17 protein-coding genes and 1 riboswitch are annotated in these 20,707 nt (G+C 58.9%); of the genes, 13 read left to right on the top strand and 4 right to left on the bottom strand.

Annotation, left to right across the window (positions count from 1 at the left end; all coding sequences use genetic code 11):
• Positions 1–22 precede the first annotated feature (22 nt).
• Positions 23–280 (bottom strand): hypothetical protein, encoded by a 258-nt coding sequence (locus ACWPW2_RS02480; protein WP_023480356.1) that lies wholly within the window; start codon positions 278–280, stop codon positions 23–25.
• Between ACWPW2_RS02480 and leuL the strand changes: the two genes are divergently transcribed.
• The 5 genes from leuL (at position 279) to leuD (ending at position 5,145) form a co-directional block, all read left to right on the top strand.
• Positions 279–365, top strand: coding sequence for a leu operon leader peptide (gene leuL / locus ACWPW2_RS02475; protein ID WP_128484107.1), 87 nt, complete (start codon positions 279–281; stop codon positions 363–365). The two genes, ACWPW2_RS02480 and leuL, sit on opposite strands and share 2 nt — an antisense overlap.
• Before the next feature lie 92 nt (positions 366–457).
• The gene (gene leuA / locus ACWPW2_RS02470) at positions 458–2,032 is read left to right on the top strand and encodes a 2-isopropylmalate synthase (RefSeq protein ID WP_023480193.1); all 1,575 of its coding nucleotides are present in this window, start codon (positions 458–460) and stop codon (positions 2,030–2,032) included.
• Positions 2,032–3,123: a 3-isopropylmalate dehydrogenase gene (gene leuB, locus ACWPW2_RS02465; protein ID WP_023480275.1), complete on the top strand. Its 1,092-nt coding sequence runs from the start codon at positions 2,032–2,034 to the stop codon at positions 3,121–3,123. The genes leuA and leuB overlap by 1 nt, the downstream gene beginning before the upstream one ends.
• A 2-nt stretch (positions 3,124–3,125) precedes the next feature.
• Positions 3,126–4,529, top strand: coding sequence for a 3-isopropylmalate dehydratase large subunit (gene leuC, locus ACWPW2_RS02460; protein WP_454121532.1), 1,404 nt, complete (start codon positions 3,126–3,128; stop codon positions 4,527–4,529).
• Between the two features lie 10 nt (positions 4,530–4,539).
• Positions 4,540–5,145: a 3-isopropylmalate dehydratase small subunit gene (gene leuD / locus ACWPW2_RS02455; RefSeq protein WP_042718363.1), complete on the top strand. Its 606-nt coding sequence runs from the start codon at positions 4,540–4,542 to the stop codon at positions 5,143–5,145.
• Positions 5,146–5,445: 300 nt separating this feature from the next.
• Here leuD and ACWPW2_RS02450 read toward each other — a convergent pair whose 3' ends face one another.
• On the bottom strand, positions 5,446–6,624 hold the full coding sequence (locus tag ACWPW2_RS02450) for a sugar efflux transporter (protein ID WP_454121530.1): 1,179 nt from the start codon (positions 6,622–6,624) through the stop codon (positions 5,446–5,448).
• A 246-nt stretch (positions 6,625–6,870) separates the two neighbouring features.
• Here ACWPW2_RS02450 and sgrR point away from each other — a divergent pair, with 246 nt between their 5' ends.
• From sgrR to thiQ, 4 genes are all read left to right on the top strand, one after another.
• Positions 6,871–8,526 (top strand): HTH-type transcriptional regulator SgrR, encoded by a 1,656-nt coding sequence (sgrR, locus tag ACWPW2_RS02445; RefSeq protein WP_454121529.1) that lies wholly within the window; start codon positions 6,871–6,873, stop codon positions 8,524–8,526.
• 36 nt (positions 8,527–8,562) lie between these two features.
• Positions 8,563–8,663: riboswitch (TPP riboswitch) on the top strand.
• A gap of 29 nt (positions 8,664–8,692) precedes the next feature.
• The gene (thiB, locus tag ACWPW2_RS02440) at positions 8,693–9,676 is read left to right on the top strand and encodes a thiamine ABC transporter substrate binding subunit (protein WP_454121528.1); all 984 of its coding nucleotides are present in this window, start codon (positions 8,693–8,695) and stop codon (positions 9,674–9,676) included.
• Positions 9,652–11,262, top strand: a complete 1,611-nt coding sequence (gene thiP, locus ACWPW2_RS02435; protein WP_454121527.1) for a thiamine/thiamine pyrophosphate ABC transporter permease ThiP — start codon at positions 9,652–9,654, stop codon at positions 11,260–11,262. The genes thiB and thiP overlap by 25 nt, the downstream gene beginning before the upstream one ends.
• Positions 11,246–11,947, top strand: coding sequence for a thiamine ABC transporter ATP-binding protein ThiQ (gene thiQ, locus ACWPW2_RS02430; protein WP_454121526.1), 702 nt, complete (start codon positions 11,246–11,248; stop codon positions 11,945–11,947). The genes thiP and thiQ overlap by 17 nt, the downstream gene beginning before the upstream one ends.
• Here thiQ and ACWPW2_RS02425 read toward each other — a convergent pair.
• Entirely contained in the window at positions 11,941–12,711 is a 771-nt protein-coding gene (locus ACWPW2_RS02425; RefSeq protein WP_454121524.1) for a DedA family protein, read from the bottom strand. The genes thiQ and ACWPW2_RS02425 overlap by 7 nt on opposite strands.
• Before the next feature lie 126 nt (positions 12,712–12,837).
• Positions 12,838–13,683 carry an arabinose operon transcriptional regulator AraC gene (gene araC, locus ACWPW2_RS02420; RefSeq protein WP_023480364.1) on the bottom strand — a complete coding sequence of 282 codons (846 nt, stop codon included), beginning with the start codon at positions 13,681–13,683 and terminating at the stop codon, positions 12,838–12,840.
• Positions 13,684–14,020: 337 nt separating this feature from the next.
• Here araC and araB point away from each other — a divergent pair, with 337 nt between their 5' ends.
• The 4 genes from araB to polB all read left to right on the top strand — a co-directional run bounded on the left by araB (position 14,021) and on the right by polB (position 20,642).
• A complete protein-coding gene (araB, locus tag ACWPW2_RS02415; RefSeq protein ID WP_454121523.1) occupies positions 14,021–15,712 on the top strand; it encodes a ribulokinase in 1,692 nt (563 codons plus the stop codon).
• Positions 15,713–15,722: 10 nt separating this feature from the next.
• A complete protein-coding gene (gene araA, locus ACWPW2_RS02410) occupies positions 15,723–17,225 on the top strand; it encodes an L-arabinose isomerase (protein ID WP_312119207.1) in 1,503 nt (500 codons plus the stop codon).
• 289 nt (positions 17,226–17,514) lie between these two features.
• A complete protein-coding gene (araD, locus tag ACWPW2_RS02405) occupies positions 17,515–18,210 on the top strand; it encodes an L-ribulose-5-phosphate 4-epimerase (RefSeq protein WP_326902385.1) in 696 nt (231 codons plus the stop codon).
• A 74-nt stretch (positions 18,211–18,284) separates the two neighbouring features.
• Positions 18,285–20,642: a DNA polymerase II gene (polB, locus tag ACWPW2_RS02400; RefSeq protein WP_454121522.1), complete on the top strand. Its 2,358-nt coding sequence runs from the start codon at positions 18,285–18,287 to the stop codon at positions 20,640–20,642.
• Positions 20,643–20,707 lie beyond the last annotated feature (65 nt).

Below are 20,707 nucleotides of genomic sequence, written 5' to 3'. Positions count from 1 at the left end.
CGATAATCATAAGTCGATCGCCCTACCCACCATTTTCTTTAACATCTTGCCGAAAAGGATTATTAATTCTCTGCGCCTTGCCTTCGCTTTTTCTTACGAAAAGTCTTATGAACACAAAAAGCAAGAATGTCGCAATCACGCTAATTAGACAGCAGATTAAACTAAAGCGCGGGGCGATGATTTGCGCTTCAACATAGCCAGTTTTCGCCGGGGGGTTGACATCAAAGTGCGTATCCAGTACCACTAAAAGCATATCGATTTTAACGGGAGCAAGATTCATGATTCGTCACGTTCGTTTCGCTGGTCTACTACTACTAAACGCATCAACTGTGCGCGGTAGACCGGTGGACGACACTCAGAACTGAATCGTCTTCCTGTTAAGACTAAGAACCCGCGCCTTGGCGCGGGTTTTTTTATGCTCGTAGCGAGGCGGCCAAAGCGAACAAGGATCTAAACCATGAGCCAGCAGCAAGTCGTAATTTTCGATACCACCTTACGTGACGGTGAACAGGCATTGCAGGCAAGCCTGAGTGTGAAAGAGAAGCTGCAGATCGCCCTGGCGCTGGAGCGCATGGGTGTTGATGTGATGGAAGTCGGTTTTCCGGTCTCGTCGCCGGGCGATTTTGAGTCCGTGCAGACCATCGCCCGCCAGGTAAAAAACAGCCGTGTCTGCGCCCTGGCACGCTGCGTAGAAAAAGATATTGATGTCGCCGCAGAGTCGCTGAAAGTGGCTGAAGCGTTCCGTATTCACACCTTTATCGCCACCTCGCCGATGCATATCGCTACCAAGCTGCGCAGCACGCTGGATGAAGTGATTGAGCGCGCGATCTATATGGTGAAACGTGCGCGTAACTACACCGATGACGTGGAGTTTTCCTGTGAAGATGCCGGGCGTACGCCGATTGAAGACCTGGCGCGCGTTGTCGAAGCGGCAATCAATGCCGGGGCGAAAACCATCAATATCCCGGACACCGTGGGCTACACCATGCCGTTCGAGTTTGCCAATATCATCACCGGCCTGTATGACCGCGTTCCAAACATCGATAAAGCCATTATCTCTGTCCACACCCATGATGACTTAGGCCTGGCCGTCGGTAATTCGATTGCCGCTGTGCATGCCGGTGCGCGCCAGGTAGAAGGTGCCATGAACGGCATCGGCGAACGTGCCGGTAACTGTTCACTGGAAGAGGTGATCATGGCGATTAAAGTGCGCAAAGACATTATGAATGTGCACACCCGCATCAATCATCAGGAGATCTGGCGCACCAGCCAGACCGTGGCTCAGATCTGCAATATGCCGATCCCGGCCAACAAAGCGATCGTCGGCACCGGCGCCTTCGCTCACTCCTCCGGCATCCATCAGGATGGCGTGCTGAAAAACCGCGAAAACTACGAAATCATGACGCCGGAATCGATTGGCCTGAACCAGGTGCAGCTGAACCTGACTTCACGCTCCGGTCGTGCAGCGGTCAAACATCGTATGGAAGAGATGGGCTATCAGGAGAGCGATTACAACCTGGATAACCTGTATGACGCCTTCCTGAAGCTGGCGGATAAAAAGGGTCAGGTCTTTGATTACGATCTGGAAGCGCTGGCCTTTATCAACAAACAGCAGGAAGAGCCGGAGCATTTCCGCCTGGAGTACTTCAATGTGCAGTCCGGCTCGAACGATATCGCCACCGCCTCGGTGAAACTGGCCTGCGGCGAGGAGATCAAAGCCGAAGCCGCCAACGGCAACGGGCCGGTTGACGCAGTCTACCAGGCAATTAACCGCGTCACCGAATATGACATTGAGCTGGTGAAATACAGCCTGACGGCGAAAGGCCACGGGAAAGATGCGCTGGGCCAGGTTGATATCGTCGTCAATTACAACAACCGCCGCTTCCACGGCATCGGCCTGGCGACGGATATCGTTGAGTCCTCGGTCAAAGCGATGGTCAACGTGCTGAACACCATCTGGCGCGCCGCGGAAGTGGAAAAAGAGTTGCAACGTAAAGCGCAGAACAAAGAAAACAACAAGGAAACCGTGTGATGTCGAAAAGTTACCATATTGCCGTGCTGCCGGGAGACGGCATTGGCCCGGAAGTGATGGCGCAAGCCCTGAAAGTACTGGAAGCCGTGCGCAGCCGTTTCGCAATGCGAATTACCACCAGCCATTACGACGTTGGCGGTATCGCCATCGACCGCCACGGCAATCCGCTGCCGCAGGCGACGGTCGAAGGCTGCGAGCAGGCCGATGCGATTCTGTTTGGCTCCGTCGGCGGCCCGAAATGGGAAAACCTGCCGCCGGCACAGCAGCCGGAGCGCGGCGCGCTGCTGCCGCTGCGTAAACACTTCAAGCTGTTCAGCAACCTGCGCCCTGCCAAACTCTATGCTGGCCTGGAAGCCTTCTGCCCGCTGCGCGAAGATATCGCCGCCAACGGTTTCGATATCCTGTGCGTACGCGAACTGACCGGCGGCATCTACTTCGGCCAACCGAAAGGGCGCGAAGGCAGCGGCCAGCACGAGAAAGCTTACGACACCGAAATTTATCACCGCTTTGAAATCGAGCGCATTGCGCGTATCGCTTTCGAGTCGGCGCGCAAACGCGGCAAAAAAGTCCACTCCATCGATAAAGCCAACGTGCTGCAAACTTCGCTGCTGTGGCGTGAAATCGTCAATGAGATCGCGGGCGAGTATCCGGACATTGAGCTGGCGCATATGTATATCGATAACGCCACCATGCAGCTGATTAAAGATCCGTCCCAGTTCGACGTGCTGCTCTGCTCCAACCTGTTCGGCGATATCCTCTCCGACGAGTGCGCGATGATCACCGGCTCAATGGGCATGCTGCCCTCTGCCAGCCTGAATGAGCAGGGCTTTGGCCTGTACGAACCGGCGGGCGGCTCCGCGCCGGATATCGCGGGCAAAAATATTGCCAACCCGATCGCGCAGATCCTCTCGCTGGCGCTGCTGCTGCGCTACAGCCTGAATGCAGACGAGGCGGCAACGGCCATTGAACAGGCCATTAACCGGGCTTTAGAAGAGGGCGTGCGCACCGGCGATTTAGCGCGTGGCGCGTCCGCAGTCAGTACCGATGAGATGGGCGATATCATCGCCCGTTATGTCGCAGAAGGGGTGTAATCATGGCTAAGAGTTTGTACGAAAAGTTATTTGATGCCCATGTGGTCTATGAAGCACCGAACGAAACCCCGCTGCTCTATATCGACCGCCATCTGGTGCATGAAGTGACCTCGCCGCAGGCGTTTGATGGCCTGCGCGCACACAATCGCCCGGTGCGTCAGCCGGGCAAAACCTTCGCCACGATGGATCACAACGTCTCGACGCAGACCAAAGATATCAACGCCTCCGGCGAAATGGCGCGTATTCAGATGCAGGAGCTGATTAAGAACTGCAACGAATTCGGCGTCGAGCTGTATGACCTGAACCACCCCTATCAGGGCATCGTGCACGTGATGGGGCCGGAACAGGGCATCACCCTGCCGGGGATGACCATCGTCTGCGGCGACTCCCACACCGCCACACACGGCGCATTTGGCGCGCTGGCGTTTGGCATCGGCACTTCAGAAGTGGAACATGTGCTGGCGACGCAGACCCTGAAGCAGGGGCGCGCCAAAACCATGAAGATTGAAGTTAACGGCACCGCCGCGCCGGGCATCACTGCCAAAGATATCGTGCTGGCGATCATCGGCAAAACCGGCAGCGCTGGCGGTACGGGTCACGTGGTGGAGTTCTGCGGCGATGCCATTCGCGCGCTCAGCATGGAAGGCCGCATGACGCTGTGCAATATGGCAATTGAGATGGGTGCGAAAGCAGGCCTGGTCGCGCCGGATGAGACCACCTTTAACTACGTGCAGGGTCGCCTGCATGCGCCGAAGGGCAAAGATTTCGACGAAGCGGTTGCTTACTGGAAGACGCTGCAAACCGATGAAGGCGCCCACTTTAACCGCGTAGTCACCCTGCAGGCAGAAGATATTGCCCCGCAGGTCACCTGGGGCACTAACCCGGGCCAGGTGATCTCGGTCACCGAGATCATTCCCGATCCGGCCTCCTTCGCCGATCCGGTTGAGCGTGCCTCGGCGGAAAAAGCACTGGCCTATATGGGGCTGAAACCAGGCGTACCGCTGACCGACGTGGCGATCGATAAAGTCTTTATCGGCTCCTGCACCAACTCGCGCATTGAAGATTTGCGCGCGGCGGCGGCAATTGCCAAAGGGCGTAAAGTGGCGCCGGGCGTACAGGCGCTGGTGGTTCCAGGCTCCGGCCCGGTGAAAGCACAGGCGGAAGCGGAAGGGCTGGATAAGATCTTTATCGAAGCCGGTTTTGAGTGGCGTCTGCCGGGCTGCTCGATGTGCCTGGCGATGAACAACGACCGCCTGAACCCGGGCGAGCGCTGCGCCTCTACCAGTAACCGTAACTTTGAAGGGCGTCAGGGTCGCGGCGGGCGTACCCATCTGGTCAGCCCGGCAATGGCCGCCGCTGCGGCAGTAACCGGTCATTTCGCTGATATTCGTCATTTGCAGGCTTAAGGAGATCACCATGGCAGAGAAATTTACCCAACATACCGGGCTGGTGGTTCCGCTGGATGCCGCTAACGTCGATACCGACGCCATTATCCCGAAACAGTTTTTGCAGAAGGTAACGCGCACCGGTTTTGGCGCGCATCTGTTTAACGACTGGCGATTCCTCGATGATAAGGGCGAGCAGCCGAACCCGGAGTTTGTGCTCAACTTTCCCGAGTACAAAGGGGCGTCGATTTTGCTGGCGCGGGAGAACTTTGGCTGTGGATCCTCGCGCGAGCATGCGCCGTGGGCGCTGACGGATTACGGCTTCAAAGTGGTGATTGCGCCGAGCTTCGCCGACATCTTCTATGGCAACAGCTTTAACAACCAGCTGCTGCCGGTGACGCTGAGCGACGAAGAGGTGGATGAGCTGTTTGCGCTGGTGCAGAGCAACCCGGGCATTACCTTTGAGGTGGATCTGCAGGCGCAGGTGGTGAAGGCGGGCGGCAAGTCCTACAGCTTTACGCTCGACGCCTTCCGCCGCCACTGCATGCTGAACGGTCTGGACAGCATTGGCCTGACGCTGCAACACGACGACGCTATTGCCGCCTACGAAGCAAAACAACCCGCCTTTATGGGGTGACAGCCTGATGCTCATTGCCGGATGGTTATCCGGCAGTCGGCACGGTGCAGGTTTGTTTGCCGGATGGCGGCGTTGCCTTATCCGGCCTACAGGTAACAATGCAGATGTGAAGACAACCCGCCTTTATGGGGTGACAGCCTGATGCTCATTGCCGGATGGTTATCCGGCAATCGGCATCGTGCGGGTTTGTTTGCCGGATGGCGGCGTTGCCTTATCCGGCCTACGGGTAACAATGCAAATGTGAAGAGTAGGCCGGATAAGCGTTAGCGCCATCCGGCAATTGAACCGCCGCACCGCGCCTTACACATCCTTCACCCGGCTGGTGAGGAGCAGCGTCACCACCGACAGCCCGGCAATTCCCCAATACACCGAGCCGTGACCAAAATATTGCGCCAGCGCGCCCTGGATAACGCCTGCCAGAATCACGCCGGTGGAGATACTGTTGGTAAACAGCGTGGTTGCTGAACCGGCTCGCCCAGGCATCAAATCCTGGAACCACAGCATGCCGATCCCGGCGACAATACCGATAAACACCGCATTGAAAAACTGCAAAAGCAGCAGCGCCGTCTGGCTATAGAAAAAGAGCAGGCCGATATAGAACAGCACGCCGGCTGCAACGGCGATCAGCATCATCAACCGCTTACCGAAACGCTTCACGAAATAGCCCGCGAGGATCATCGCCGGGATCTCCAGGCCTGCGGCAGTACCCATCAAAATGCCCGCCAGCTTATCCGGCAGCCCCAGATCGAGGCTGATCCACAGCGGCATATCAATGATGTACATGGTGTTGCAGGTCCACATCAGCGTCGAGGCGATAAACAGCATGCGCACATTGCTGTCGCGCCAGCCGCTCACCTGCGTAACGGCCACGTCAGCGGGCTGCTCAACCCGCGGCACCGACGGTAGCCAGAAGGCAATCAGCACCAGGCTGACAATAAACAGCCCGGCGGCGATAGAGAACATGGCGACAAAGCCATAATTGAGCGCCAGCATAAACGCCAGCGGTGGGCCGATAACCCACGCCAGCGAGAGCTGCGCACGCATGATCGAACTGAACATCACCACTTCCCGCGCCGAGCTGTCGGCGTACTCACGCGCCAGCGCGAAAAGCTGCGGCATCGCGGTGCTGGCAAGCGAAGCCAGCAGCACGCCGCAGGTGATCAAGGTCAGATAGTGACGGTTAAACGCGAACAGCAGCGCGTTACCCACCGCCATCAGGCAGCAAAAGAGGATCAGCTTGCGCCGGTCGCCCTGGCTGTCGGATCGTTTTGCCAGCGCAAGGCTGACGAGGATCCCGGCAATGGCGTTAACGGTGTAGAACAGCCCGATCCAGAAGGGCTCTGCGCCCACTTCGCGGCTGAGGAACAGGCTCAGCGTCGGTGCCTGTACCGCACCGGCAACACCCATCATAAAGGCGACGATCATAAACGCGACGTAGACGCCATTCATGCGGCGTCCCATCGTCATCAACCAGAGCATGGCATTTCCTTGTTGAAAGCGGAAAACAGCGACGCAAGCTTAAACGAAAAAAGCCAGCAAAAACATTTTGCTGGCGGGTGCATTCGCACTTAATACTCAGTCACACATGATTCGGGCGAGTCAGTTTTTCCACACGCGTCGTCATTCCCCACTCCGCTATGCGCCTCCTCGCTTTCATCGCAGAGAAGTATCGGCTTAATATAGGGATAAATAAATTGCTGAGTTTTTGCCGGGAGTTCCTCTTTTATGTCCTCTGGTCGCCTGCAACAACAGTTCATCCGTCTGTGGCAATGCTGCGATGGAAAATCTCAGGAAACTACGCTTAACGAGCTGGCGGAGCTGCTCAACTGCTCCCGCCGCCATATGCGCACCCTGCTCAACACCATGCAGACGCGCGGCTGGCTCACCTGGGAGGCGGAAGCCGGGCGCGGTAAACGCTCGCGCCTCACCTTCCTCTACACCGGCCTGGCGTTGCAACAGCAGCGGGCGGAAGATCTGCTTGAGCAGGATCGCATCGACCAGCTGGTGCAACTGGTGGGCGATAAAGCCGCCGTGCGCCAGATGCTGGTGTCGCATCTTGGCCGCAGTTTTCGCCAGGGGCGACATATCCTGCGCGTGCTCTACTACCGCCCGCTGCGCAATCTGCTGCCCGGCTCGCCGCTGCGCCGCTCCGAAACCCATATGGCGCGGCAAATCTTCAGCACCCTGACGCGCATAAATGAGGAAAACGGGGAACTGGAAGCCGATATTGCTCACCACTGGAAAGCGATCTCTCCCCTGCACTGGCGCTTCTACTTACGCCCCGGCATCCACTTTCACCATGGTCGCGAGCTGGAGATGGCGGATGTTATCGCCTCCTTACAGCGCGCCAGCGCCCTGCCGCTCTACTCCCACATCCGCGATATCGTTTCACCCACGCCGTGGACGCTCGACATTCATCTCTCGCAGCCCGACAGCTGGCTGCCGTGGCTGATGGGCCACGTGCCGGCGATGATCCTGCCGCAGGAGTGGGAAACGCTGGCGAACTTTGCCAGCCAGCCGATCGGCACCGGCCCTTACGCGGTGATGCGCAACACCCGCAACCAGTTAAAAATCCACGCCTTTGAGGATTACTTCGGTTTTCGCGCGCTGATTGATGAAGTGAATGTCTGGGTGCTGCCGGATGTCGGGGATGAGACCACCTGCGGCCTGACGCTCGAAGGGCCAACGGAGGGCGAAAAAGCGGTGGAGAGCCGTCTTGAAGAGGGCTGCTACTACCTGCTGTTTGACGCGCGATCCAGCCGCGGTGCGAACCCGGCGGTGCGCGAGTGGGTAAGCCGGATCCTTTCGCCAACCAATCTGCTGTGGCACGCCAGCGAACAGAATCAGCGCTACTGGTTTCCCGCCTATGGATTGCTGCCGCGCTGGCATCATGCGCGCCCCGGCAGCGGTGAAAAGCCCGCCGGGCTGGAGACGCTGACGCTCACCTTCTACCGCGAGCACAACGAGCACCAGGCGATCGCCCACACCATGAGCACGCTGCTCGCAGAGCACGGCGTTAAGTTACTGATTCAGGAGGTCGATTATGATGCCTGGCATCGCGGCGAAACAGAGAGCGATATCTGGCTTAACAGCGCCAACTTCACCCTGCCGCTCGATTTTTCGGTCTTCGCCAACCTCTATGAAGTACCGTTGCTGCAAAACTGCATTCCGCGCGACTGGCAGGCAGACGCCGCGCGCTGGCGCGCCGGGGAGATGAATCTGGCGATGTGGTCGCAGCAGTTGCTAGCGAGCAAAGCGATTGTGCCGTTGATCCACCACTGGCTGCGCATCCAGGGGCAGCGCACCATGCGCGGGCTGCGCATGAATACCCTCGGCTGGTTTGACTTTAAATCGGCCTGGTTTGCGCCGCCGGATCCGTAATGCTTTCAGATTGTTTACCAAATCATTACAATAGCGCCGTTCTCAACGGGGTGCTGCGCTTCACGCGCGTGCTGAGAAAATACCCGTCGAACCTGATCCGGATAACGCCGGCGAAGGGATTTGAGGCTCTCTCAAAATCCTTTGCCACCCATTTATGAGGTGCAAAGTGTTAAAAAAATCGTTGTCACTGCTGCTGCTTATTGCCGCGCCCGTTTTCGCTAAACCCGTCCTGACCGTTTATACCTACGACTCCTTCGCCGCCGAATGGGGCCCAGGTCCTGCGGTAAAAAAAGCCTTTGAAGCCGACTGCAACTGCGAACTGAAGTTCGTGGCGCTGGAAGATGGCGTCTCGCTGCTCAACCGTCTGCGCATGGAGGGCAAAAAGAGCAAAGCTGACGTCGTGCTCGGTCTTGATAACAACCTGCTGGAAGCCGCGACCCAGACAAAACTCTTCGCCAAAAGCGGCGTGCCGGATAATGCGGTGAAGGTGCCGGGCGGCTGGAGCAATGACACCTTTGTGCCGTTCGATTACGGCTGGTTCGCCTTTGTTTATGACAAAACCAAACTGAAAAACCCGCCGAAGAGCCTGAAAGAGCTGGTCGAGAGCGATAAGAAGTGGCGCGTGATTTATGAAGATCCGCGCACCAGCACGCCAGGGCTCGGCCTGCTGCTGTGGATGCAGAAAGTCTATGGCGATAAAGCCCCCGAAGCCTGGCAAAAGCTGGCAGGCAAAACCGTTACCGTCACCAAAGGGTGGAGCGAAGCCTACGGCCTCTTTTTGAAAGGCGAAAGCGATCTGGTACTGAGCTACACCACCTCGCCTGCCTACCACATCATCGAAGAGAAGAAAGAGAACTACGCGGCGGCGAACTTCAGCGAAGGCCACTATTTGCAGGTTGAAGTCGCGGCGCGCACCACCGCCAGCAAACAGCCGGAGCTGGCAGAAAAATTCCTTAAATTTATGGTTTCACCGGCCTTCCAGAGCGCCATCCCAACGGGCAACTGGATGTACCCGGTGAGCAACGTCACGCTGCCCGCCGGTTTTGACCAGCTTGAGAAACCACAAACCTCGCTGCAATTCTCGCCGCAAGAGGTGGCAGCCCAGCGCGCAGCATGGATAGCCTCGTGGCAACGCGCCGTCAGCCGCTAATTCCCGGCTGGCTGCTTCCTGGCCTCACCGCCGCCACGCTGATGGTGGCGGTGGCGCTGGCGGCCTTTTTTGCGCTGTGGCAAAACGCACCTGTCGAAGGGCTCTCCGACTTCTTGTCAGATAGCTACCTGTGGCACGTGGTGCGTTTCTCCTTCTGGCAGGCTTTTCTCTCCGCCCTGCTCTCCGTGGTGCCCGCCATTTTCCTTGCCCGTGCGCTCTACCGCCGCCGTTTTCCTGGCCGCCAGTTGCTGCTGCGCTTATGCGCGATGACGCTGATCCTGCCGGTGCTGGTGGCGGTGTTTGGCATTCTCAGCGTCTATGGTCGTCAGGGGTGGCTCGCCACGCTCTGCCAGACGCTCGGCATTGAGTGGACCTTTTCGCCCTACGGCTTGCAGGGCATTCTGCTGGCGCACCTCTTTTTTAACCTGCCGATGGCCTCGCGCCTGCTGCTACAGGCGCTGGAGCAGATCCCCGGTGAACAGCGCCAGCTGGCAGCCCAGCTTGGCATGCGTGGCTGGGCCTTCTTCCGCTTTGTCGAGTGGCCCTGGCTGCGCCGCCAGATCCCGCCGGTGGCAGCGCTGATCTTTATGCTCTGCTTCGCCAGTTTCGCCACCGTGCTGTCGCTGGGCGGCGGCCCGCAGGCAACCACCATTGAGCTTGCCATCTACCAGGCGCTTAGCTTTGACTTCGATCCCGCCCGCGCGGCGATACTGGCGCTGATCCAGATGATCTGCTGCCTCGGGCTGGTGCTGTTAAGCCAGCGGATGAGTAAAGCCTTCGCCGTCGGCAGCCATCATATTCAGGGCTGGCGCGACCCGGAAACGCGCTGGTTTAGCCGCCTCGCCGATACGCTGTTAATCGTGCTGGCGCTGCTGCTCCTGCTGCCACCGCTGCTGGCGGTGATTGTCGACGGGCTTAATGTGAGTTTACTGAAAGTGCTGGCAGAGCCGGTGCTGTGGCAGGCGGTGTGGACCTCGCTGCGCATCGCGCTGGTCGCCGGACTGCTCTGCGTGGTGCTGACCATGATGCTGCTGTGGAGCAGCCGTGAACTGCGCGCGCGCCACCGCACAGCGGCCGGGCAGACGCTCGAACTGAGCGGCATGCTGATTCTGGCGATGCCGGGGATTGTGCTGGCGACCGGCTTTTTCCTGCTGCTCAATAACACCATCGGCCTGCCTGAATCCGCCGATGGCATCGTGATATTCACCAACGCGCTGATGGCGATCCCTTATGCCTTAAAGGTGCTGGAAAACCCGATGCGCGATCTCACCGCGCGGTATGCCCTGCTCTGCCAGTCGCTCGACATTGCCGGTTTTCGCCGCCTGTGGGTGGTGGAGTTACGCGCGCTGAAACGCCCGATTGCGCAGGCGCTGGCCTTTGCCTGCGTGCTGTCGATTGGTGATTTCGGCGTGGTGGCGCTGTTCGGTAATGATGATTTCCGCACCCTGCCCTTCTATCTCTATCAGCAAATTGGCTCTTACCGCAGCCAGGATGGAGCCGTCACCGCGCTGATCCTGCTGCTGCTCTGCTTTTTACTCTTCACTGTGATTGAAAAACTACCGGGCCGCCATGCTAAGACTGATTGATGTCACCTGGCTTTACGAGCATCTGCCGATGCGCTTTACCCTCGCAGCCGAACGGGGTGAGCAGATTGCCATTCTCGGCCCCAGTGGCGCAGGCAAGAGCACGCTGCTGAACCTGATTGCCGGGTTTATTCCCCCTGCCAGCGGCACGATTTTACTTGGCGATGAGGATCACACCCGCACGCCGCCCGCGCGCCGTCCGGTGTCGATGCTGTTTCAGGAGAACAACCTCTTCACCCACCTGACGGTGCGGCAGAATATTGGCCTGGGTTTACATCCGGGGTTGAAGCTGAATGCCGCGCAGCGGGAGAAGCTTAATGAGATTGCCGCCACCATGGGACTGGAGGCACTGCTGGAGCGGCTGCCGGATCAGCTCTCCGGCGGCCAGCGCCAGCGCGTGGCGTTAGCCCGCTGCCTGGTGCGCGAGCAGCCGCTGCTGCTGCTGGATGAGCCCTTTTCCGCGCTCGATCCCGCCCTGCGCCAGGAGATGCTCGCGCTGGTGCAGAGCGTCTGCCGTCGCCAACAGTTAACATTGCTGATGGTGTCGCACAGCGTGGAGGATGCCGCGCGCATTGCCGAACGCGCGCTGGTGGTCGCCGAAGGACGTATCGCCTGGGATGGCGCAACCGACACGCTGCTTAGCGGCAACGCGCCGGTCTCCGCCCTGCTGGGCATTCAGGCTCAGTGACCGCGGATCACTTTGCTGAGAATATCGAGATAGATCGGCATCAGCGGGTGTTTTGCCAGCATCACTACTGAGGCAATAGCAATCATCATCGTGCCCGGTGCCAGCCAGAGCAGGCGCTGGCGCGGCAGGTACGCCGTTAAGCGATCGCTGCCCGATTTGCCCGCGCGCCACAGACGCCAGCAGAGCCAACAGGCCAGCCAGAGCACAATCGCCGTCAGCAGCAGCAGCCATTTAAAACTGCTGCTCTGCATATCGGCAGGGATATCGATCGCCGCACCGGCAAGAATCCCCGGCAGGAAGTAGAAGGGCGGCCACAGCAGGCAGCCAATGATATTCGGCGGTAAAAATTTGCGGATCGGCAGATCGAGCATTCCGGCGACCATTGGCACCAGCGGGCGCGTCGGGCCGACAAAGCGCCCCACCAGAATGGTAAACAGGCTGTGCTCATGCAGCGCGTGTTCGGTTTTATCGAGCAGCGCTTTGTGCTTTTTCAGGAAAGACCAGCGGTGCAGCGGTTTCTTAAAGCGCCAGCCGAGCCAGAAGGAGATCCAGTCACCGAGCAGGCAGCCGACAATGCCCGCCAGCCACGCATGCCAGAAATTAACTTCCCCGCTGCCAATCAGCGCGCCCAGCGCCGCCATCATCACCGTGCCGGGGAGGATCAGCCCCACCAGCGCCAGCGACTCAAAAAAAGCGACCAGCGCAATCGCCACCAGCGAGTACATGGCTGACTGGGTAATAAAGTGTTCCAGCAATGCTTCCATAAAGGGTCCTGTTCAGATTGAACGGCGGATTCTGCGGAGCGCCTCCGCCACCGTCAAGCTTTCAATTATCTGAATCTTTACCACTTATGTCAGATTGAAGAACAGATTATTTCCATTCTTTACGCTTCATTCACATCCTGCACGAAACTCGCTCGGGCTGGCACCGGTGCATTTTTTAAACACCCGGGAAAAGTAGAGCTGATCGTCAAAGCCGACGTTGCGCCCGACGCTGGCAATCGGCATCCGCGTGGTGCTGAGCAGCAGTTTTGCCTGGCTGATGCGCTGATCTTCGCGCCAGCTCAGCACGCTGACGCCCAGTTGCTGGCGAAAGAGATGCGACAGGCGCGACGGCGAGAGGCAGACATGCTGCGCGACGCTGGCAATATCAAAATGGTTATCGGAAAGGTGATCGCTGATGTACTGACAGGCGTCACGCACGCGGTTATCGAGCGGCGGATTGAGGGATTCGTTGATCGCCTCCATGCGCCGCAGCAGCAGCTGTTCGAGCAGGTTGATCGCCAGATGTTCGGCGTAGCGCCCGGCGCTCTGCCCGGCATCGATAATTTGCGCGAAAAGGTCACGAAAACGATCCATATGCGCATCATCAGGGCGGTAAAAACCGGTTTGTGCGAAGAGCGTCGGCCAGTTTAGCCACTCCTGCCAGTAGGCGCGCGGACGGAAATAGACCCACTGGTGATACCACGCCTCGGCGTCAGGATGGCGGCCATAGTGGTGAATCTCGCCGGGGGGAAAAAGGAGAATATCGCCGGGTCGGCAGACAAACTGTTTGCCCTGGTTCATCACCACGCCTTCGCCGCGCACCGTCAGGTTGAGGATATAGCCCTTCATCCCCATCGGTCGGTCAACAAAAAAGTCGAGATAGCTTTCCGATTCAATCGGCGTCAGACCCGCCACCAGGTGCGCGTTAAACGAGTACCCGGGCAGCAGTGGATCATTTTGAGATTCGGCCATAAAACGCATTACTCCCCTACCCGACAAGGAAACCAATTGTCCATATTGTCATTCCCGTTATTTCCCGGCTAATGGCGGGCAAAGCGCGTCAATACTGCTATCACGCGATGCCGCAAGACAAAAGCGATAAGCCCTTTTTAACGCCTTAAAGCAGGGTCAAAACGGATAACGGAAGTGTCTATAAAGGCGACAGAAATGTCCACATCGAATTTTTGCACGGCGTCACACTTTGCGATGCCATAGCAATTTCGTCCATAAGATTAGCGAATCCTGCCTGACGGTTTTCGCCGCCGATCTCTATCGTTTTTCTAACGGTTATTCTTATGGAGCACTAAGCATGGCAATCACGATTGGCCTCGATTTCGGCAGCGATTCAGTACGTGCGCTGGCGGTAGACTGCACATCCGGGGCGGAGATCGCCACCAGCGTCGAGTGGTATCCGCGCTGGCAGGAGGGCCGTTATTGCGACGCGCCGCATAACCAGTTTCGCCATCATCCGCGCGATTACATTGAATCGATGGAAGCGGCGCTCAAAAGCGTGCTGGCAGAGTTAAGCGACGCCCAGCGCGCAGAGATCAAAGGCATTGGCGTAGACAGCACCGGCTCCACCCCTGCGCCGATTGATGCCGAAGGCCGCGTGCTGGCGCTGCGCCCGGAGTTTGCCGACAACCCGAACGCCATGTTCGTACTGTGGAAAGATCACACCGCCGTGGAAGAGGCGGAAGCCATCACCCGCTTGTGCCACACCTCCGGTAAAACCGACTACTCGCGCTACATTGGCGGCATCTACTCCAGCGAATGGTTCTGGGCGAAGATCCTGCACGTGACCCGCGCCGACAGCGCCGTGGCGCAGGCCGCCGCCTCGTGGATAGAGCTGTGCGACTGGGTGCCAGCCCTGCTCTCCGGCACCACGCGCCCGGAAGCGATTCGCCGCGGGCGTTGCAGCGCCGGGCATAAATCCCTGTGGCATGAAAGCTGGGGCGGCCTGCCGCCTGCCGCCTTCTTTGATGAACTCGATCCGATTATCAATAAACACCTGCGCTGGCCGCTCTTTACCGAAACCTTTACCGCCGACCGTCCGGTGGGCACGCTGACCGCCGAGTGGGCGCAGCGCCTGGGGCTGTCGGAATCGGTGGTGATCTCCGGCGGCGCGTTCGACTGCCATATGGGTGCCGTCGGCGCGGGCGCACAGCCTAATACGCTGGTGAAAGTGATCGGCACCTCCACCTGCGACATTCTCATCGCCGATAAAGAGAGCGTTGGCGACCGCGCGGTGAAAGGCATCTGCGGCCAGGTTGATGGCAGCGTAGTGCCGGACTTTATCGGCCTCGAAGCGGGGCAATCCGCCTTCGGCGATATCTACGCCTGGTTTGGCCGCATCCTCGGCTGGCCGCTGGAACAGCTGGCCCAGCAGCACCCGGAACTGAAAGAGCAGATCAAAGCCAGCCAGAAACAGCTCCTGCCAGCGCTTACAGATGCCTGGGTGAAAAACCCCTCTCTCGATCACCTGCCGGTGGTGCTCGACTGGTTCAACGGTCGCCGCACGCCAAACGCTAACCAGCGCCTGAAAGGGGTGATCACCGATCTGAATCTTGCCACCGACGCCCCGGCGCTGTTCGGCGGGCTGATTGCCGCCACCGCCTTCGGTGCCCGCGCGATTATGGAGTGCTTTACCGAACAGGGTATTGCCGTTGACAACGTGATGGCGCTTGGCGGCATCGCACGTAAAAACCTCGGCGTAATGCAGGCCTGCTGCGATGTGCTCAACCGCCCGTTGCAGGTTGTCGCCTCTGAGCAGTGCTGTGCGCTGGGCGCGGCCATCTTCGCCGCCGTCGCCGCAGAAGTACACGCCGATATCCCGGCTGCGCAGCAGAAGATGGCGAGCGCCATCGAGAAAACGCTCCAGCCTTCGGCACAGGCGCAGCAGTTTGAACGGCTCTATCGCCGCTATCAGCAGTGGGCCGTCAGCGCCGAGCAGCACTATCTCCCTTCAGCCGCGACAGTTTCGCCGGCCGCGTTAACCCATTAAGGACACGATCATGACTATTTTCGACAAGTATGAAATTTGGTTCGTTATTGGCAGCCAGCACCTGTACGGGCCGGAAGCCCTGAAGCAGGTGACGCATCATGCCGAGCAGGTGGTTAACGCCCTCAACGCAGAAGCGAAACTGCCCTGCAAACTGACGCTGAAGCCGCTGGGAACGACGCCGGATGAGATCACCGCCATCTGCCGCGATGCCAACTATGACGAGAAGTGCGCCGGGCTGGTGGTGTGGCTGCACACCTTCTCGCCGGCGAAAATGTGGATCAACGGCCTGTCGATCCTCAACAAGCCACTGCTGCAATTCCATACCCAGTTCAATGCCTCCCTGCCGTGGGACAGCATCGATATGGACTTTATGAACCTCAACCAGACCGCGCACGGCGGCCGCGAATTTGGCTTTATCGGCGCGCGTATGCGTCAGCAGCACAGCGTGGTAACCGGTCACTGGCAGGATAAACAGGCTCATTCCCGCATCGGTGCGTGGATGCGCCAGGCGGTGTCGAAACAGGATACCCGCCACCTGAAAGTGGTGCGCTTTGGCGACAACATGCGCGAAGTGGCGGTAACCGACGGCGATAAAGTGGCCGCGCAGATCAAGTTTGGCTTCTCGGTGAATACCTGGGGCGTCGGCGATTTGGTGCAGGTAGTGAATGCGGTGAGCGACGGCGATATCAATGCGCTGGTCGATGAGTATGAGAGCAGCTACCGCCTGACCGCAGCGGCACAGGTGAACGGCGATAAACGCCAGAATGTGATTGATGCCGCGCGTATTGAGCTTGGCCTGAAACGCTTCTTAGAGGAGGGCGGCTTCCACGCCTTCACCACCACTTTTGAAGATCTGCACGGCCTGAAACAGCTGCCGGGTCTGGCGGTACAGCGCCTGATGCAGCAGGGCTACGGCTTTGCCGGCGAAGGCGACTGGAAGACCGCAGCGCTGCTGCGCATTATGAAGGTGATGTCCGGCGGCCTGAACGGCGGCACCTCCTTTATGGAGGATTACACCTACCACTTTGAGAATGGCAACGACCTGGTGCTCGGCTCGCATATGCTGGAAGTGTGCCCCTCTATCGCCATCGACGAAAAACCGACGCTGGACGTGCAGTATCTCGGTATCGGCGGCAAGGCCGATCCGGCACGACTGATCTTCTCCACCAAAACGGGTCCGGCGATCAACGCCAGCCTGATCGATCTCGGGGATCGCTTCCGCCTGCTGGTGAACTGTGTTGAAGCGGTGAAAACGCCGCACGATCTGCCGAATCTGCCGGTGGCGAATGCCCTGTGGAAAGCGCTGCCGGATCTCAACACCGCCTCCGAAGCGTGGATCCTCGCCGGTGGCGCGCACCATACCGTCTTCAGCCAGGCGCTGACCCTTGACGATATGCGCCAGTTCAGCGAGCTGCACGGCATTGAGCTGACGGTGATCGATGAAGATACCCGCCTGCCAGCGTTTAAAGATGCGCTGCGCTGGAACGAGCTCTATTACGGCTCTAAGCGCTAAGCCGATGCCCGGTGGCACTGCGTTTACCGGGCCTACAAAACCCATATGCCGGATAGATGCAGCGCCATCCGGCAATACAGACAAAACGAACCCGTAGGCCGGATAAGCAACGCGCCATCCGGCAATAGAGACAAAACGAACCCGTAGGCCGGATAAGCAACGCGCCATCCGGCAATACAGGCAAAACAAACCCGTAGGCCGGATAAGCGCAGCGCCATCCGGCAATACAGACGAAACGAACCCGTAGGCCGGATAAGCCACGCGCCATCCGGCAATACAGGAGAAACCGATGCTCGACGATCTCAAACGGCAGGTGCTGGAAGCCAACCTGGCACTGCCAAAACATAATCTGGTCACCCTGACCTGGGGCAACGTCAGCGCCGTCGACCGCACCCGCGGCGTGCTGGTGATCAAACCCTCCGGCGTCGACTACACCGTGATGACCGCCGAGGATATGGTGGTGGTCGATATCGCCACCGGCGAAGTGGTTGAAGGGACGAAAAAGCCCTCTTCCGATACCCCCACCCACCGCTTGCTCTACCAGGCGTTTCCGACCATTGGCGGCATTGTCCATACCCATTCGCGCCACGCCACCATCTGGGCGCAGGCCGGGCAACCCATTCCGGCGACCGGCACCACCCACGCCGACTACTTCTATGGCGAGATCCCCTGCACCCGCAAAATGCACGATGAGGAGATCAACGGTGAATATGAGTGGGAAACCGGCAATGTGATTGTCGAAACCTTCGAGAAAAACGGGATCGACGCGGCGCAAATGCCCGGCGTGCTGGTGCACTCCCACGGGCCGTTTGCCTGGGGTAAAAATGCCGATGACGCGGTGCATAACGCCATTGTGCTGGAAGAGGTGGCCTATATGGGCATCTTCAGCCGCCAGCTCAATCCACAACTGCCCGCCATGCAGCAAACGCTGCTGGATAAGCACTATTTACGTAAACACGGCGCGAAAGCCTATTACGGGCAATAGCTGTATAAAACCACAGCATCACCTGCCGAACCAGGCTATAATCTCGCCTGGTTTTGGTTGAGTGAGAGCAAACTGTGGCGCAGGCGCAAGAAGGCTTTATTTTAACCCGTCACTGGCGGGATACGCCCAACGGGACGGAGATCGAACTCTGGCTTGCCACGGATAACGGCCCGCTGCGCGTGGTGTTGCCGCCGCAGGAGTCGGTTGCCTTTATTCCCGCTGAGCAGGCCGACAAAGCCCGCGCGCTGCTGCGCGATGAGCACAACTGGCGCTTAACGCCGCTCTCCCTCAACGATTTTCACCGCCGTCCCGTAATGGGTCTCTACTGTCGCGCCCACCGTCAATTAATGCGTTTTGAAAAGCTGCTGCGCGAAGGCGGCGTTACCGTCTATGAAGGCGATGTCCGCCCGCCGGAGCGCTATCTGATGGAACGCTTTATCACCGCCCCGGTGTGGGTCGATGGCGAACCGCACGGCAACGCGCTGGTCAATGCGCGCCTGAAACCGAGCCCGCACTATCGCCCACCGCTGAAGTGGGTGTCGCTCGATATTGAAACCACCCGCCACGGCGAGCTTTACTGCATCGGCCTTGAGGGCTGCGGCCAGCGCACGGTCTATATGCTTGGCCCGGAAAATGGCGATGCGCAGGGGCTCGATTTCGATCTTATCTATGTCGCCAGCCGCCCGCAGCTGCTGGAAAAACTTAACGCCTGGTTTGCCGAGCACGATCCCGATGTGCTGATTGGCTGGAACGTGGTGCAGTTTGATTTGAAAGTGCTGCAAAAGAGCGCCGAGCGCTACCGCGTGCCGCTAACCCTCGGGCGCAATGGCAGTGAGCTGGAGTGGCGCGAGCACGGCTTTAAAAACGGCGTCTTCTTTGCCCAGGCACCGGGCCGCCTGATAATCGACGGCATCGACGCGCTGAAGTCCGCCTTCTGGAGCTTCTCCTCCTTCTCACTGGAATCGGTATCGCGCGAACTGCTCGGCGAGGGGAAAGCGATCGACAACCCGTGGGATCGCATGGATGAGATCAACCGCCGCTTCGCCGAAGATAAGCCGGCGCTCGCTACCTATAACCTGAAGGATTGCGAGCTGGTGACGCGTATCTTCCACAAAACGGAGATCATGCCCTTTTTGCTGGAGCGCGCGACGGTCAACGGCCTGCCCGCCGACCGCCACGGCGGCTCGGTTGCCGCCTTTAGCCACCTCTACTTTCCGCGCATGCACCGCGCCGGTTACGTGGCACCCAATCTCGGCGATGTCGCACCGCAGGCCAGCCCCGGCGGCTATGTGATGGACTCACGTCCTGGCCTCTATGATTCGGTGCTGGTGCTCGATTACAAAAGCCTCTACCCGTCGATCATCCGCACCTTTCTTATCGATCCCGTCGGCCTGATTGAGGGGCTGGCGCAGCCGGATGCGGCGCACAGCACGGAAGGTTTTCTCGGCGCGTGGTTTTCGCGCGAGAAGCACTGCCTGCCGGAGATTGTCGGGCAGATCTGGCACGGGCGCGATGAGGCCAAACGGCAGGGCAATAAGCCGCTGTCGCAGGCGCTGAAGATCATCATGAACGCCTTCTACGGCGTGCTCGGCACCACCGCCTGCCGCTTTTTCGATCCGAGGCTCGCCTCGTCGATCACCATGCGTGGGCATCAGATCATGCTGCAAACCAAAGCGCTGATCGAAGCCGAAGGCTATGACGTGATCTATGGCGATACGGACTCTACTTTCGTCTGGCTTAAGCATCAGCACAGCGAAGAGGCGGCGGCGAAAATTGGCCAGCATCTGGTCGAAACAGTTAACCGCTGGTGGACGGCGCACATGCAACAGCAGGGGCTGGAGAGCGCGCTGGAGCTGGAGTTCGAAACCCATTTTTGCCGCTTCCTGATGCCGACCATTCGCGGTACGGATCAGGGGAGTAAAAAGCGCTACGCCGGGATGATTCAGGAGGGCGATACGCAGCGCATGGTGTTTAAAGGCCTTGAGACGGTGCGTACCGACTGGACGCCGCTGGCGCAGCAGTTCCAGCAGTCGCTCTATCTGCGTATCTTTCGCAACGAGCCGTACCAGGATTATATCCGCGAGACCATCGCCAGCCTGATGGCGGGCGAGCTGGATGCGCAGCTGGTCTACCGCAAACGCCTGCGCCGCCCGCTGGCGGAGTATGAGCGCAATGTGCCGCCACACGTGCGTGCCGCGCGGCTTGCCGACGAAGAGAACCAGAAGCGCGGGCGCGCGCCGCAGTACCAGAACCGCGGCACCATTAAGTATCTCTGGACCACCAGTGGCCCGGAACCGGTCGATTACCAGCGCTCGCCGCTCGATTACGATCACTATTTAACGAAGCAGTTGCAGCCGGTCGCCGATGGGATCCTCCCTTTCCTTGACGATGACTTTGCTACACTGATGGCAGGGCAGCTGGGACTATTCTGACCGTGATGCTACACGAATCGGTCTATACGAACGAAGTTGGTTCCAGTACCATAGCGCCCTTCCTT

The organism is Kosakonia sp. Marseille-Q7440 (assembly GCF_965119485.1).
This window is presented reverse-complemented; position numbering and strand designations above follow the sequence as displayed.